Genomic DNA, 17,026 nt, shown 5'->3' on the forward strand with positions numbered 1-17,026 from the left:
AAAACAACCTAATTTGTTCCTTATTCTCTATTTCTTTATTCTTTACCTATACGCTGGAATCTCAAATTTTAAAACTGCTGACGGTAGCTTGTCCAAGATATCTTTAAGCCTTTTGGTCTGATTACAGCTCCAACGTATATCCGTTGAATATTGATGCCATATTACATTTCTATTCCATCTCATTTCATATAAAGTATTTTGTTTATATTTGGGACTATTAATATAATTTTCCCCAACCCATTTAACACCTTCTATGATAGCTTCCTCTGGTGTAAACCAGCCTTGTTTATACGCATATTCGGAACCATATTTATTAGGGTTTGCATCTGTAGCTTGTATACCATACATATTATAAACTGTTTTAGATTTAACCTTTTTTCCATCTACTTCCTTCACCGTGATACCTTGGGCTAAAGGCGATTTGCCATGACCAGTTTCTAAAATCATATGAGATATTACATATGCTGGATTAACATTATACTTTTTAGCACCTTTTAGTATTTCCTCACCCATTCCTTCTAAAGTACCTTTTCCTTTGAGAAGCTTATTAACATCTTCTACTTTTATTCCATCAATATAATTCAATGTTAAGAATTGATAAACATTATCATTATTTAAATATTTTGTAGGATTCATATATTCTTTGATTTGGCTTTTGGAAGCTTTAACCCATTTACCATTTTTTTGATATACCGAGCTCTTTTTATTGTATTGCTGAGTTACGAATTTATCCAAAGTCATATAATACTTTTCATAGGTTATTATTTTATTTGTTGTTTTAAATGATATCTCTTTCTTTTCTTTAGGTGCTGTTATACGGATTTTATACTTACCTGCAAGTTCAATTTTATATTCTGCCGATGAAGTACCAAGCTTCTTATATATTAATTTATTATCTTTATATACTCTGAAATCAAATTTTGTGTTATTGAGCTTAGCAGATACCTTCTCACCAATAACATACTCCTTATTAGAAGAAGTATTAATAGTTTTATTACCATACTTTATTGATAACTTTTTCAATGACTGTTGCTCATTTGTATTATCCTTTTTTGAAGAAGTGTAGTCTTCATTTTCTTTATCTTTTTCTTTATTTATATTACTTTGATTTTCTTTTGATCCTGTTGTGAAATAATACTTATACGATTCCTTTAAAGATTGCTTGTCCAAAGACTGCATTTTTTTATCTATATTTATTATGTATGTTGTATCATATAAATATCCTTCTTCTGGTGCATGAACTATTATCTTATTCTTATTTGTAGTAATCTTAACCTTTACATATCTCTCATTAGCATATGTTACATATACATTTTCAATTTGACTTGTATCCACATTCTTATTGAAAGTGATTGTCCAATTTTTATGTATACTCACATTATCGGACAATTTGATATTTTTAGCATAGACAGATTGTGGAATTGAAATTAACAATAAAATCATAATAACTATTTTCATCTTTAAGTATCTCATGATAAACCCCTTTTTCAATTAGTTATAATTAAATAATATATTGAATTAAAAGAATTGTCAAAAAAACTTAATAAAAATTTAAAAAGGTCGAAAATAGTCTACTATTCATAAATCTCAACAGGTGTCCTCAATTTAGCATATTTCCAAAGAATTTTAATATCTTGATCTGATAATGCCATACAGCCCCAAGTCCAATCCTTACTGTTTCCCCCTCCATGTATTCCAATTTCCCCACCAAGTGGAGTATTCCATGATGGTTGAATCTTCTTTTCATTTGCCGCTTTAATTTCTTCAAAAGTCTTTTTATCTATTAATCCACTATCCAATCCTCTTTTTCCATCTTCAATATTAGGATAACTTACACCTAGGAAAAGAGTGTATTTACTTTTATCATTTCTCGTACAGATATAATATTTGCCCACAGGTGTTCTCATGTCACCTTCTTTATTCTTGTCACCTGTTGGTTGCGACCCCAGCCCCATCTTGAATTTATTAATCAATTGATCATTAACATGCAATTCTACTAATCTATCTTTCTTATATACCTTTATTAGAGTATTCTCAGATATACTTTTACTCACTGCAATGCTCTCACTTAAATTCTTTCCTGAAAATCTTACTGCTACATCAAGAATTACAAGAGCTAGTAGAAAAATGATTGTTATTTGAGTCATCTTTGAAATCTTCATGTTTATTAATTTCCTTCCATTATAATCATTTGCAATTATTTACTGATATTATGTCACACCTGCTCCATACTATTCATGCAATTATTAATGAATGAGGGGATAAATATTATTTCCAATAAAAATATAGAAGGGTGTACAAGCTACACTATAGCTTGTACACCCTTCTATCTATCCACGTATTAATATATCAACATATACTATCCAATAGATTTAACAGGTACATATAATCTATAACCAATATTTTCAGGGTTATGCATCTGATAAACTATTGAATCCTTATCCTGATTACATCCACAAGCTGAATAATCATAATTTTCCATAGCATTCTCCACCGCTTCACATACAGAGCTTCCAATTTTGTCATACTCAAATGTTGGATGAGAGAACACAATATATTCTTTTTCCGGTATATCAGTGCATATCATCTGTTTAGGTAATTGCCCATTATAGTCTATAGGGAGACGAATACCATATACGTAACCTTTTTTTCCTGATTCATCATAAAACCCCCCTCCAATCTGGCCATCAAATTCACCTATTTTACCAGATACTGTGTCGATTTTATCTTTGATACTATCCAATAATCCACAAATCGTATTACAACCCTGTCCTGGAATATTCTCCTGCAATTCCCAGAATGAAAAATAATTATTAGCTCCAATATTCTTGATATGCAGCAGCTTATGAGCTGGTAACGTTACTCTTGCAATAATAACTTCTTGTAATTCTGTTTTTTTCATAGAAATCTCTCCTATACCTAAATAGTATGGATCAAAAGTATTGTGTTTTGTGTGAAGAACCAGTGGCATTCTCCTCTTCCTATATTCATTGGGAGTTATTCCATATTCATTTTTGAAAGACCTTGTGTATGCCTCCTGAGATGAAAACCCATACTTAAGAGCAATATCGATTATTCGACTTTCAGTATCCCTAAGCTCAATAACGCTATAAGCAAGTCTTCGTAATCTAACGTAATTACGAAAAGTCATCCCTGTAAGATTCTTAAATTTCTTCGTTACATGGTATGGAGAATATCCCAATTTATCTGCTAAGTATGTTAAAGTCATTTCTTCATTGAAATCATTTACTATTTGTTCTTCTATTATATTGACCATATTTTGTATTGTTCTTTGCCACTCAAACACCTTATCACCACCTCATAGGACTATTATAGATAAATTCCCCTCACGTATTTTGATTTGAGTTGGGAGTTTCATGACTTACCAAATTTACTCATCTCATCTTTAATTATATCAGCCATTCTCGCAATTTCATTCTTAAGTTCATCTATTGTTATATCTTCTGTTATATGTTCAAATTCTTTTCTATAAGAAATTGCTATTTGAATCATCCTTCTAACAGCCCTTAAAATTTTCTTTTCATCACTAATCTCTTCATTATATATAAAAAGAACATCTCCTGTTAAATAACTAAATGATACTGATTTAACTCCTTTTATAACTAAAAAAACTAAAGTTAAATTCTCATCTTCAACCTGCCATTCTTCAGGTATTTTCTTTATTTTAGGTACATTAACTCTCAATCTTCCTGGAATACTTTCTATAACCTTTATTTTTATAGCTAAATCCACAACTTTTTGAAGTATCATCTAATATCACCTTTTTAAAAGAATTATATATCTACCAAATTAATGTATATGCTTTTTTCTTTACTTATATACTATTTACCTGAAATTGTGTAACACCTTTTTAACAATTCTCACTTATTTTTGTTGAATCGGTAATTTTTAATTTCAAACTAAAATATTAAAATCTTTAAAGAGTGTATTTCGATATTAATGAGATTATAAATAGTCTTATGTTTATTTTTGTCGGCAAAATTCTTTATAAAGATTAATCGACAGCATTCGATAAATAAAGATAGATTATTTATGTAATAATTTTAATTTAGACTATGAAGTGGGAGGTTACAAATGAAGAGTATTAAAACTAAACTAATGTTGGGGACGTCTGCATTGATAATATTTACTCTTATAATATTAGGGATTATAACAGTAAATATATCAGAAGAGGCACTTGTAAAACAAACAAAAATGACAATTAAAACAGAAGTAGACAAAATATTTGAATTATTTGGTAGAACTGGTGAGGATATAAACTCTATAGAAAATGATATGTTTAAAGAATATGATGAATTTATTAAGAATCAAGTGGATAGTTCTACTACTGTTGTAGAATCTATTTATAAAAAGTATGAGTCAGGTCTTTTAAATGAAATTGAAGCAAAAGAATTAGCAAAAGAGTTAATTAAAGAAATTAGATATGGTGATAATGGTTATTTATGGATAGATGATGAAAATGGTCTACTTGTAGCACACCCAATAATCCCTCAAAAAGAGGGAATTAATAGAATTACTCTTGAAGATCAGAATGGCGTTAAATTAATAGAAGAAATAATTAGTGCGGCTAAGGAAGGCAACAATGATGGTTATACAGATTTCATGTGGGAAAAACCACATGATGTAGGAACTGGAAATTTAAGTCCTAAGAGAGCATATTCCAAATATTTCGAACCATGGGGTTGGGTAATAAGTACAGGTAATTATATCGATGATATACATATTGATGTAGCGCAATTTCAATTAATGATAAGAGACAATTTCCAAAATTCTGTTGAAAACATGAGTAAAGGTAAAACAGTAGCCATTTTGGATTCAAAAGGAAAGTTCCTTTATTTTTCTTCAGAAGATGTAGTTGGGACAACTATAAATGTAAAGGATTTAAAAACTGGAGAAGATATAGGTGAAAAAATTCTATCTTCAAATGATGAATTCTTGGAATACACAATACAAGATTTAGTTACTAAAAAAGAAGTTGAAAAACTATCATATGTAAGACATGACAAAGAACATGATATATTTATCGTAACTTCAGCTAGCGCAGAACTAGTCTTTAAAGATGTTAAACATATTATTAATCTATTTATATGGATAACTGTTATTGCTATGCTTTTATGTTTAGTAGTAATGTACTTTTTTGCAAATGCTTTCACTAAGCCAATAAAAGAATTAACAATAATAAGTGAAAAAGTAAGCAAAGGAGACTTAACTGTAAACATTGAAGTTAAGGAAAAAGATGAAATTGGAATATTAAAAAACTCCTTTAATGAAATGGTTTCAAACTTAAAAATGCTTGTTGATAAAACAAATAGTACTGTTAATTCAGTAAATGATTCAACATCTATGTTGGCAAATATGGTTGAACAATCCACCATTACAATTAATCAAGTCTCATCAGCAGTAGAGGAAACTGCAGCTGGAGCTGTTGAACAAGCTAAATTAACCCAAGATGGAGTCCAAAATGGAAGTATCTTAGAGAAAACAGCCGGTAAAATTAGAGAAGATGCTGATGAAATGAAATCTTCAGCTGAAGAAATGAGATCTATGGGACAAAAAGGAAAAGAAGTAACCAGTGATCTTACTCAAAAACAAGAAATCACTAATAAATCTATTAAAGAAATTTTTGATGTTGTTAGTGCTTTAGGAGAAAGAGTAAAGAGTATAGGTGAATTTACAAGTGCCATCTCTCAAATATCAGAACAGACTAACCTACTTGCACTAAATGCCGCAATAGAAGCCGCTAGAGCAGGTGATCAAGGAAAAGGCTTTGCTGTAGTTGCTGAGGAAGTAAGAAAACTTGCTGAAGAATCAAGCAGAGCAGCTGATGATGTACAGCAAATCGTTAATAATATTCAAAATGATACGAGTAAAACTATCAATGTAGTTAATGAAACAAAAGAAATATTTAATGATCAAAATAGTGCTGTTTTAAGTACAGAAAAAATATTTATAGAGTTAGATGATTCAATTACAACTTCTCTGAATAGGATACGAAACTTATACGAAAAAGTTAATGAGTTGAACAATGCAAAAGATCAAGTTTTAGAAAACATCAATGAGATTGATGTTATGTGTGAACAATCAGCAGCTGCTGCTGAGGAGGTTTCTGCATCTGTAGAGGAACAAAACTCAACTATGCAGGAAATAAACCAACATGTTAAGATGTTAGAAAACAATTCAAACCAACTTAAGGAAGCAGTAAACAAATTTAAAATTTAAAGATTAGCCCACAAAAGTATTATTGAATATATGATATATTACTTTTGTGGGCTATAACCTGAAAGCATCCATACGAATGCTTTCAGGTTATATATCCATATTATTAAGTATGTTCTTCAATTCCTTTAACTCATCATTAGATAAAGTGATACCCTTACCCATCTTTTGATGTTCTGGGTCCCATTCTCTTATATCAAACTTTGGAGCTCTATCGTTCCAGCTTATTATATTAAGTTCTTTCTTCCACCCTTTTGATGACTCTGAAAGAGTTCCTAGGTTTTCCTTTATTTCAAATTTTAATCCTGCCATTCTTAATCCTCCTATATTTTCACGTCTTATAAACTGTAATAATACCTTGATATCATTATACTATATTTTATAGTATAGAATTTATTTTTGTTATTCAGAGAGCCTTACTAGCCTACACCTCTTTGTTATTATTTCCATAATAGTTACATTTTATATTATAAATGTTATACTTACTTTATAAGTATAAGGAGGTCCTATACTCTATGAAAAAAACACATTATGTAACAATAATAATACTATTACTCATAAGCAATGTATTCACTATTTTCTTTTACTCAGATTTCAAACTGAATTACACAAAAGAATTTACCTCTAATATTAATGAAGCTTATTTATTAGAAGGAGAAAATTCAAATTGGATATTTAAAGGAGGAAACCTTTTCTTAGGAAGTTACCGAGAACAGTTTATTGGTTCTTCCATTAAATACATTGGTACAAAAGAACTCAATACAGATGTTATAATTGCTAATATTTCTATTAGGGATAAAAATACCCACGAACTTCAGGGTTCCCTTGGTGGTTGTCATTCCTCCAGCAATGATTTTAATACTGCTAGTCTTAATGGTACTCTTGATCTCTTCATAGGTTCTGGGAGTAGATTTTCAGATTCCGAACTAGAATATGATTATGATTTAACTTCAAATTCTCGAGTATACGTTGATATAGAATATAAACTTGATGGGAAACTTATAAAGGAAAGCTTTGAGTTGAAGACCATTCCACTCCTTTCAAATTGACTGTCAATTCTAAATAATGTTATAATTTGCCCATATATAAAAAGGAGTGAATCTTATGAAAGCTAACTCAATAGAACTTATCAAAAAACTCTCGAATGCCTATGGAGCACCTGGCTTTGAGGATGATGTTGTAGAACTAATAAAGAAAGATTATGGACATGTATTTAATATAAAAGAAGATTCTATGAGAAATTTAGTATTATACAGAAAGAATCATACTGGAACTAAACCTTCAATTATGCTTGATGGTCATTCGGATGAGGTTGCCTTTATTATTCAAAGTATAAAAGCTAATGGTACTATGAGATTCTTACCTTTAGGAGGGTGGATGGCTCAAAATGTTCCTGCTCATAAAGTAATGATTAAAAATGAAGATGGCAATTACATAGAAGGAATCATAGCTACAAAACCACCTCATTTTATAACTGGAGAAGTTGGACTTCAACCAATTAGTGATATGGTAATTGACGTTGGTGCAACGAGCTATGATGAAGTTATCAATGTTTTCAAGATTGAACCTGGATCTCCAGTTGTCCCTCATGCAGAATTTTCTTTTAATGAAGTAACAGGAGTAATGTTAGGAAAAGCTTTCGATAATAGATTAGGTTGTGGATGTGTTCTAGAAACATTACTTGCTTTAGAAGGATTGGATCTTTCTGTGGATGTAATTGGCTCAATCTCTGTCCAAGAAGAGGTTGGTTGTAGAGGTGCAAAGGTCAACGCAAATACAATCAAACCTGATTTGGCTATAGTTTTTGAAGGTTCACCTGCCGATGATACCTTTATGGATAAATATGATTCTCAAGGTGCTCTAAAAAAAGGAACTCAAATAAGACACTATGATAGGAGCCTAATAGCAAACCACCGATTGATTTCTCTGGCTAAATCCACTGCAAAAGAGAAAAAAATTCCTTATCAATGCGCCGTAAGAAGGGGCGGTGGTACCGATGCAGGCCCAATACACATCGAAGAATCATCAGTGCCATGTCTTATACTAGGAACCCCTGTAAGATACGCTCATACTCATTATGGATTCTCTGCCTTAACCGATTATAAAACTTCAATTGATTTAGCTGTAGAGCTTATTAGAAATATGACTGTAGATACTTTGAATTCACTATAAAAAATATATGATTTAATACAGAGAAAAACTATTACTGGTAAACCAGTAATAGTTTTTCTCTTGTTAATATTTAAAGCTAATTATTATAATGCATAGTCTTATTATTTATTATCTATCCCATACACCTCGCTGCTCATGATTATATCTTAAATTTATGTATTAATTGCTGAAGAATATTAGAAAGCGTTGCAAGTTGTTCTGCTGATGCTGATATATGCTCTATAGAGGCTGTTTGCTCTTCTACAGAAGCTGCAACTTCTTCAGTTCCAGCTGCATTTTCTTGTGTTATACTAGCGATATTATTTATATTATCACTTACTACCTTTGAATTATCATTAACCCTTCCACAAGTTTTAGTAATCTCATTTATATTTTGTGTAACAACTGAAACAGAACCTAAAATTTCTTTAAATATACTTGCTGTTTGTTTGGAGGCTTCCTCTTGTTCAATAACAATTTTTTTAGCACTATCCATTTCCTTAACAGCACCTTCTACTTCAGCTTTTATTTCCCCTATAAGTTCACTTATACTCTGAGTTCCTTTACTTGATTCTTCTGCTAATTTTCTTACTTCATCAGCTACAACTGCAAATCCTTTTCCCTGTTCTCCAGCTCTAGCTGCTTCAATTGCTGCATTTAAAGCTAATAAATTAGTTTGTTCTGAAATATTACTTATAAACTCTACTATCTGTTCTATTTGCTGTGTTTTCTCTGCTAGCGAAGTTATTACATGAGCAACCTTAATTGATGCATTCTTATTTTCAATATTTTTAGTATCTTGATATTCTACAATCTTGATTCCCTCATTAACAGTTTCCATTGCTTTAATTGTAAGCTTCTCGGAATTAGCTACATCTTGAGATATTTGAGTAATTCCTGTTATTAATTCATCTACCATTTCACTACCTTCTTGTGAAGATTGTGCTTGTTCTGTAGCTCCTCTTGCAATCTCTGATACTGTATTTGCTACTTGTTCAGAAGCTTTACTAACTTCATTAGTTGAAGTCATCATTTGCTGAGATGATGTGGATACTTGACTTCCCATATTATCCATTTCAGAAATTAATCCTTTGATATTTTCAATCATATGATTAAAGTTAGTAGCAAGGGTACCTACTTCATCCTTACTCTTTACATCAACTTTCACTTGAAGATTTCCAGAAGCTACAACTTCAGTAATATCAGCCATTTTAATAATAGGTTTTATTATTCCGCTTACAATAAAATATACTAAGATACCAATTAAAGCAGTTACCACACATCCAAGAATAATTATTATATTTCTAATCTTTGATATACTGCTATTTATTTCATTATAAAATGTTGTCATAGCTATTGACCATCCCGTTGATTTTACAGATGCATAAGCAGCTATCTTTTCACGTCCTTCAAAATCATAATATTTTACTCCCTCTTTTCCCTCAACCATCTTTTCTGTCATATTCATAAGAGAATCGCTGTCATCTTTCAAGAAATTACACTCAAGTATCAATTCTTCTTTAGGATGAGCTATTACAACACCTTCTTTGTTAACCATATATGCATACCCATTTTCACCTAGCTTTTCCTCATTAACTATGTTAGATAAATAAGATAGCCTTACAACTCCACCAAGTACTCCCTTAATATTTCCTGTATCATCTTTAATAGGACAAGCGATAACAATAATTGGCTGCTGAATAGACTTTGATCTTAGAGGTTCTGATACAACTACCTCCCCTTTAATAGCTTTGGAAAAATACTCCCTATCACTGATATCTCCTTCTTTTCCATTAGTACTAATATACCTACCACCTCTATCTGCTATAAGAATATACTCAAAATCACTAAGGATATTTTTATTTTCCTCCACATACTCGTTAAGCCCCTTGGAATCCATATTTTCAACTGCTTTTGTGGTTGAAATTAAATTTATTTCACTTTTCCATTTATTGATTTTATCATCCACAATAGTTATTAATTTTTCAACCTTACTTTGAGCTATCTGCTCCACATCATCAACAATTATTGTTCTAGATTGATAATATGCTGTTAATGATAAGGAGAAAATACCTAATATAGCACAAATTAACACCGGTATCATAATTTTATATTTTAAGCTTTTCATATATTAACTCCTTTTATTTTATTCATTTTTTATAAATATTTATTTTCGCATATATAAACAACTTTTTTATTCTAATCTATAAATAAAGAAATATCGCTGAAGCATCAATATTTTATTGATTCATATTTAGCTTGAAATTGTTCATCTTTATTAATCAAATCTATAAATACATTTACAATATCTCCATCAAATTGTGTATTCCTATTATTTTTAAGTTCTTTTATTGCTTGATCAATACTCATAGGTGATTTATATGGTCTAAGTGATATCATTGCATCAAAAGCATCAGCAATTGTAATAATTCTTGATATAAAAGGAATTTCTTTTCCAAATACACCATGAGGATATCCTTTCCCATCGTATCTTTCATGATGATATAAAACAAATTTTGCTATATCTTTAAACTGTTCAATTTTTTCTAAAGTTTCATATCCATTCTTAGAATGAGTCTTAATAATTTCATATTCTTCTTTTGTTAATTTGGATGGTTTGTTCAAAATTTCATTAGGAATAAAGATTTTACCTGTATCATGCATACTAGAAGCTATAAATAAATCTTGCATATCCCTTTCAGAAAGCTTATATGCTTTACCTATTTCAGAAGATAATATTGAAACTCTTATGCAGTGATTAGCAACTTCCTGTGATTTACAAGCTATAATACTTTGAATTAATCTAATAGAATCTACTATATTGTTTGTACCAACAGCTTTTATTATATACTCTTTATCAAATACCTGTTCAACTACACCAATCAAAATAAACACCTCTTTTTTATATGTTTTTTCTATTTTTCGACTTTTTAATATTTTTTCTTGTATTAACTATTTTTTCAACAATTTATTATACTTTTCAACAATATTCTATTCAAGAAATAACTGTGTAATGTCAATAAAAAGTCATTGACATGTTATTGACAATGACTTTTTGTTAATTATATACTATAAAAGTTATTTTTATTTAGAATAAACATAACTTTTATAGTATAATTTTTATAGAAGATTAATTATATTAAATATTTAATTTTACACAAAACTATTCACAAAGGTGGTTATATGCATAATAATTCAAATTTTGGAATGTGTCTTTCTCAACTACTAAGCATTTTAAATATTAGTGGTACTAAACTAGCTAAAGCTCTTAATGTTGATCCCTCTTTAATAAGCAAATGGAAAACTAGGAAAAGAAAAATTTGCACTAACTCAAATTACTTAGAACTAATTTCAACTTATTTAGCTGATAATATTATTAATGAACATCAGAAACAAGAAATTATAAATTTATTTAATAGCTTTAATACTTCAATAGATGATAAATATTCTGGTAATATGAGAGAATATATACATAAACTTTTAATAACTGCTCAACAAAGTCCATCAGCTATACAAAATAAAAATACACTATTAAAAACTTTAGATAGTAATCAAAATTCAAATAATATATATGATTATTTTCCGGAAAAAGACTTTAATAAATATGGATACTTAAGTAATTTCGAAGTTATAACAGGACATAAAAATGTAATATATGCTGGAATGGATTTATTAAAAACACTGCCTAAAAAACCTTCATATATTAATGATCCTATTTTAATGTCTTTTTTTACTAAATCAGATTCCTTTTCTAACTTTGAAGAAAGTCACGATGAATGGAATAATACTTTATTACAAGTACAAAAAAAAGGGTGGAATATTAATAAGTTCATTACATTAACGGATAATAAAAATAGAAACATCAAAATAATAAATGAATTTCTAACAAATTTTAAACTTGACAGATATTCTTTAAATTATTTAAATAAACATAATGCTTTACTTAATTTTAAAGAATTCCTTGTAATTCCTACAGTGGGTTTTTTAATATGCCATTGCATCGAGGATGTTAACAAAATTGATCTTGCTTTTTTAATTAGAGATGAACAGATGATAAACGTAATGAAAAATGTTTTTAATAACTATAGTGCTCATTCTTCACCTGTTATAGATAATAAATATAACTTATACGACATAAATCTTCTATCAAAAATTTCAGCATCTGAAGAATCAAATGGTAATAGATTTGCTTTAAATCAATTGATAGTTCCATTAGATAATTTTTCCAAGTATATATCTTCAGAGAAAAGAAATATATCTAAAAAGGAAATTTCTGCAATAATATCCTTTTACACAAAAAGGCTTGCTACCTTTAATAAACAAATTAAGCACTACAAATACTATGATATCTGGTCAAAAAAATCTATTGAAAATCTGATTAAAAATAGTGAAAAAACTTTTAAGCATATAAACTCTTATGATTTACTTAATTATTTAGAAAATATTATAAATATATTTGAAAAGAATGATAACTATCAAGTTGGATTATTGAATGATACAAATACAAAAAAATCATATGATATTTCTTATATTATAAAAGATTCTCAAATAGTTTTCCTTCAAAACCATTATGACTATAATAATAATTATTATTATGCAAATGATAGCATTAACCATGATATATGTATATCAATTACTGAACCTACACTAGTACATAGCTTTAATAATCATTTCTGGCAATTATGGAACGAGGTTTCACCAATTAACAAAGATAAAAAATTAGTTATATCATGGCTTAAAGATCAAATAAAAGTGTTAAATAATTTATAATCATTAAATGAATTTTATACTATATTAGCTTTTTAATAAAAATGGACAGACTTATCCTATCAGATAACTCTGTCCATTACTATTACTTGTTTTTGTTTATCACTAGTCATTAATAGAGTACTTTCAACAGCATTTTTCGGGTGGTGACAGTCCCCTACACTTCATTATTCACTTTTTCTATGAGTTTGAAAAATTCTTCTTCATTTTTACCTTCCAGATACATATTCAAAAGAGCTTGAGTGGCCATTTTGTCAAAACCTTTCCACCCATTATTCAATATTTGAGCTAAAGTGCTTATAAAGTTATCTTTACTTTTATCAAGGTCCTTTAGCATCTTATCACTTATACCCTTTATTAATTCATCTTTTAGATTTTCTCTGAGCTTTTCATTATACTTTTTCATGAACTCCTGCGTTTCTTCAGGATATCCTGAAAAGTTTTCTGACATTATATCTTCAATTTTAAACATATTTTCCTCCAAAATTAATATTAATATTCCCTTGAATAGGGATTAAATCTGTAATTATTTTAATGTATTACCTCTCCCCATTCAATTATATCTCAAAATTCAACCTCAATACATCATCATCAACATTTTTATATATTCTAACTTACATCGCTACAAAATAAGGTCCACATTCGCTTTCATGTGTTCTAACATACGTCCATGAAAAATCTTCATCAACTACATAGGCATCTTCATAAGGCCATACCCCTTCAAAATAATCTAAATCATCAGTGGTAAACTTTTCACTATTACTTAATTTATATACTACCTCTCCCTCATTGAAAAATATATAAATATTGTTTTTCTTAAGGTCATTAAATGCTTTATTAGCTTCTACGCCTTTCAAACATTCTAATCTTTCATAACTGAAAACATGCCATAAAAAGCAATCAAGATATATATTTTTTGTATCTACGTCTTTTGTAAAAACCTTTATCCATCTCTGTCTTTAAATCACGTATATCCCCTTCTTTGATTTCTGTATAAGTTATCCCTTTATCCCTAAGAGTTCTTAAGAAACCGTTATGATGATCTAATTTTATATCTTCACATAAAATTATTCCTTCCTTAATATGTTTTTCCATAGCATATTCTATTGGCACACCTTCTTCATTTCTCTCCTTAGGAATATATTCCTTATAGCTATTTTCTACCACAATTTTATACATTCCTCGTTCATCTCTATTGATTTCTATATTATTTATTTTATTATTATAAAAGCTTTCAAAGCCTGTACATTCTTCACCTACAAACTTCTCATCTAATACATTTATCATTTTTAGATTTATTTCATAAAACAAAACGTTTTTGATATTCATAGTAATATCATTTGCTTCTCTATTCACTATAAATTCAACATCATGAAAATCAGGCCACCACCCATTAATGGCTTCTACTAATTCTTTCCCACCATCTATATCATATGGCGAGAAAATTTTTCTTATAGTACCTATCCCCTTAGCCACTCGGTTTGTAGTAAAAGTGCTCTCTTCATCTTCCCAATACCTCTCTGTGGGATCAAGAACAATAAATTCCCCTAAATCATCTTTTCCACTATCTACAATTACCACTTCAAAACTTTGCCCACTTTTAGTCTGTATATTGTAAACAATATTTTTCTCCACTGGTATATCTAACTTTTCATCTGTGTATATTCTTTTACATCCATAACCTATTTCATAATATCTCTCGTCTTTTTTACTAACAAACCTACTATTATTTACTGCTTTAATTATATTCATTTTCATCTTATTTTCATTCAATTCCTTTCTTTTCCACGGGGTCTGGTACGCATACATTTTTTGGCATAGGACTTGGTACGTATCCGCATATTGTCACTGTACCTGGTCTTCATACATTTTTTTCAAATACTCTCTATAGTACTCATATTCATGCATTGCAACTCCATCATAACAATCGTATTTTTCAAATTCACGAATTCCTTTATTAAAATAAGTTCTTAATTCCTTCTTATTCATATGATATAAAGTGTTATACTTTAAGTCCTCATATGGCTGAAATTCTGAAGCTATCTTTACTTTTTTGTGAGAGTTATTATTTTTATTATATTCATCTACTATGGACATTATCTTTTGCCCACTTTTTTTATAAGTTTCTATCTTGTTGAAATAATTCATAACAACAATCTCATCAACATTATCTAGGAGCTTAGTAATCATTCCCTCTTCATAGCTAATGGGAATATCAATTACAATGTGTAGCTCATCATTATTTTCTTTATTATGTTTATCCACTAATTTCTTAATTTTCTTAAGATTATCAACATATTCATCTAAAATCTTTTTCTTATTCTCTTTATATTCTTTCAATCCATGAGGCTCTATATCTAAATGTACAGCAGTGAACCTACCTTCTTTATAATCTTTATTATGATTAAGAACATCCTTTACCTGCCCTTTAAAGGATTCATAATTTTTCTCAAGAGCCCATTCAGGTGTACCATATAGTGCTTCTACTTTTATTCCATTTTGAGAAGCTATTTTGATAAAGCTGTTATATTTCTCATGGTTTTCTCTTAAATACTTTTCTCCTGTAATTTGTTTATTTAAATCACTTAATAGATCTTCATTATTTAATTTTTTATCTTCTCTTCTTTCATCTTTATATATTTCATGTTTAATTTTTTTATAAATTCCTTTAGTATATCCAGCATTCAAATAAACGGTATCAATATTAATATCTTTTAAACTCTCAATAGTTAAATTCTGAATATCTTCATCACTTAATCCTCTGTATTCTTCATACTCTTTCAACTTTTCTTTTAGCAAAGGTTCATTCTCTATAAGTTTTATCATTACTTCTCTATTTTTACTGATTAACTCATCCTCACCAACCATGGTTGCATTCCATAAGTATAAACTCTGAGAATTAGTTTTTAATATTTCTATAAAGTCTTTTTTTGCATTTGAATAACCCCATATTCCCAATGTCAAACTCATTATAATCATACTACCTATGAATATTCTTTTCATTTTGTTATCTCCAATCTTTTATGTCTATATTTATCCCCATTTTCATACTAGTTTCTTGGTATTATTTTACCACAATTAAAAATAAAACACCCAAAGTTAATTAAACTTTGAGCGCTAACATTCTTTTAAAATTTCTTATTTCCCACTTACATCAAGATTTACAACTCCATTTGATACAAGCTTTTTTATAGCAACACCGCCACCCTTAGCTGCAACAGCTCCACTACCAATCTTAATTACATTTGAATTTCTGCTTACTTGACCTCCAACAGCTGTTATTGTTTCTTTCCCTGTATATTCATTATATTCATCCTTTTTCTTTGTTACTCTTCCAATAGTAAATGCAATTGCAGCCACACCAATTACTTTTGCAATATTCTTTGATCTTTCAATACCCTCATCTGACATTCCAAACTTATCCTTAGCCATTTTTCTTAACTTTTTTCGTGATTTAACTGTCATTCCTTTCACTTTATCTACTTTCCCCATTTTCCCCTCCATGATTTTTGTTATTTTTAATTAAGGCAAGTTCAAATAAACTTTTCGTGTTTATTAATTACTATGTAAATATTTTCATAAACTTTCCCATTAAATGAAATATATATATAATGATAGTGTATTTTACACAAACATTCAACTCATTGATATAAGCAAGATTATATGTAATAATTTTTTTAGAAATTTCATCCATTTCATAAAGAACAAAAAAGGTGCTTCGCACTTCGCTAGGGAACCCTATGGTTCCCTTGTATAATGTGGTTATAAGATTAATAGAAAACTATCTATAATTTATAACGAACATTATTATTCTAGTATTATTTATTATTCTTAATTCTTTCAACCCGTTAGGGTGTAGTTAATCACTTCA

16 protein-coding genes are annotated in these 17,026 nt (G+C 29.1%); 4 read left to right on the forward strand and 12 right to left on the reverse strand.

All coding sequences use genetic code 11. The features are described from left to right. Nucleotides 1-42: 42 nt before the first annotated feature. The 4 genes from KDK92_RS07525 to KDK92_RS07540 form a co-directional block, all read right to left on the reverse strand. The gene (locus KDK92_RS07525; RefSeq protein ID WP_250858581.1) at nt 43-1,473 is read right to left on the reverse strand and encodes an N-acetylglucosaminidase; all 1,431 of its coding nucleotides are present in this window, start codon (nt 1,471-1,473) and stop codon (nt 43-45) included. 101 nt (nt 1,474-1,574) lie between these two features. Then, nucleotides 1,575-2,162 carry a L,D-transpeptidase family protein gene (locus KDK92_RS07530; RefSeq protein WP_250858582.1) on the reverse strand — a complete coding sequence of 196 codons (588 nt, stop codon included), beginning with the start codon at nt 2,160-2,162 and terminating at the stop codon, nt 1,575-1,577. A gap of 197 nt (nt 2,163-2,359) precedes the next feature. Next, nucleotides 2,360-3,307, reverse strand: a complete 948-nt coding sequence (locus KDK92_RS07535) for a helix-turn-helix transcriptional regulator (protein ID WP_250858583.1) — start codon at nt 3,305-3,307, stop codon at nt 2,360-2,362. 68 nt (nt 3,308-3,375) lie between these two features. Next, the gene (locus KDK92_RS07540) at nt 3,376-3,771 is read right to left on the reverse strand and encodes a hypothetical protein (protein WP_250858584.1); all 396 of its coding nucleotides are present in this window, start codon (nt 3,769-3,771) and stop codon (nt 3,376-3,378) included. Nucleotides 3,772-4,095: 324 nt separating this feature from the next. Between KDK92_RS07540 and KDK92_RS07545 the strand changes: the two genes are divergently transcribed. Beyond that, complete coding sequence (locus tag KDK92_RS07545) at nt 4,096-6,240, forward strand: methyl-accepting chemotaxis protein (RefSeq protein WP_250858585.1); 2,145 nt, start codon at nt 4,096-4,098, stop codon at nt 6,238-6,240. Nucleotides 6,241-6,327: 87 nt separating this feature from the next. On the opposite strand, the gene KDK92_RS07550 is transcribed toward KDK92_RS07545, so the two are convergent. Continuing rightward, the gene (locus tag KDK92_RS07550) at nt 6,328-6,549 is read right to left on the reverse strand and encodes a YdbC family protein (protein WP_250858586.1); all 222 of its coding nucleotides are present in this window, start codon (nt 6,547-6,549) and stop codon (nt 6,328-6,330) included. 203 nt (nt 6,550-6,752) lie between these two features. Between KDK92_RS07550 and KDK92_RS07555 the strand changes: the two genes are divergently transcribed. Together KDK92_RS07555 and KDK92_RS07560 are read left to right on the forward strand one after the other, a co-directional pair. Next, nucleotides 6,753-7,286 carry a hypothetical protein gene (locus KDK92_RS07555; RefSeq protein ID WP_250858587.1) on the forward strand — a complete coding sequence of 178 codons (534 nt, stop codon included), beginning with the start codon at nt 6,753-6,755 and terminating at the stop codon, nt 7,284-7,286. A gap of 55 nt (nt 7,287-7,341) precedes the next feature. Next, nucleotides 7,342-8,409: a M42 family metallopeptidase gene (locus KDK92_RS07560; protein ID WP_250858588.1), complete on the forward strand. Its 1,068-nt coding sequence runs from the start codon at nt 7,342-7,344 to the stop codon at nt 8,407-8,409. A gap of 139 nt (nt 8,410-8,548) precedes the next feature. Here the strand turns inward: KDK92_RS07560 and KDK92_RS07565 are convergent, their stop codons facing one another. Then, on the reverse strand, nt 8,549-10,516 hold the full coding sequence (locus tag KDK92_RS07565; protein WP_250858589.1) for a methyl-accepting chemotaxis protein: 1,968 nt from the start codon (nt 10,514-10,516) through the stop codon (nt 8,549-8,551). A 104-nt stretch (nt 10,517-10,620) separates the two neighbouring features. After that, nucleotides 10,621-11,274, reverse strand: coding sequence for an HD-GYP domain-containing protein (locus KDK92_RS07570; RefSeq protein WP_250858590.1), 654 nt, complete (start codon nt 11,272-11,274; stop codon nt 10,621-10,623). A gap of 297 nt (nt 11,275-11,571) precedes the next feature. Between KDK92_RS07570 and KDK92_RS07575 the strand changes: the two genes are divergently transcribed. Further along, nucleotides 11,572-13,158 carry a hypothetical protein gene (locus KDK92_RS07575; protein ID WP_250858591.1) on the forward strand — a complete coding sequence of 529 codons (1,587 nt, stop codon included), beginning with the start codon at nt 11,572-11,574 and terminating at the stop codon, nt 13,156-13,158. Between the two features lie 154 nt (nt 13,159-13,312). Here KDK92_RS07575 and KDK92_RS07580 read toward each other — a convergent pair whose 3' ends face one another. The 5 genes from KDK92_RS07580 to KDK92_RS07600 all read right to left on the reverse strand — a co-directional run bounded on the left by KDK92_RS07580 (nt 13,313) and on the right by KDK92_RS07600 (nt 16,647). Then, nucleotides 13,313-13,627, reverse strand: coding sequence for a hypothetical protein (locus tag KDK92_RS07580; protein WP_250858592.1), 315 nt, complete (start codon nt 13,625-13,627; stop codon nt 13,313-13,315). A 142-nt stretch (nt 13,628-13,769) separates the two neighbouring features. Next, the gene (locus tag KDK92_RS07585) at nt 13,770-14,102 is read right to left on the reverse strand and encodes a DUF4275 family protein (RefSeq protein WP_338115248.1); all 333 of its coding nucleotides are present in this window, start codon (nt 14,100-14,102) and stop codon (nt 13,770-13,772) included. Further along, the gene (locus KDK92_RS07590; RefSeq protein WP_250858593.1) at nt 14,056-14,907 is read right to left on the reverse strand and encodes a hypothetical protein; all 852 of its coding nucleotides are present in this window, start codon (nt 14,905-14,907) and stop codon (nt 14,056-14,058) included. Before KDK92_RS07590 ends, KDK92_RS07585 begins: the two co-directional genes overlap by 47 nt. A gap of 93 nt (nt 14,908-15,000) precedes the next feature. Next, nucleotides 15,001-16,158 (reverse strand): hypothetical protein, encoded by a 1,158-nt coding sequence (locus KDK92_RS07595; RefSeq protein WP_250858594.1) that lies wholly within the window; start codon nt 16,156-16,158, stop codon nt 15,001-15,003. A gap of 135 nt (nt 16,159-16,293) precedes the next feature. Then, on the reverse strand, nt 16,294-16,647 hold the full coding sequence (locus tag KDK92_RS07600; protein WP_250858595.1) for a hypothetical protein: 354 nt from the start codon (nt 16,645-16,647) through the stop codon (nt 16,294-16,296). Nucleotides 16,648-17,026 lie beyond the last annotated feature (379 nt).

The organism is Oceanirhabdus seepicola, from assembly GCF_023684385.1.
GTDB classification, from domain to species: Bacteria; Bacillota; Clostridia; order Clostridiales; family Clostridiaceae; genus Oceanirhabdus; species Oceanirhabdus seepicola.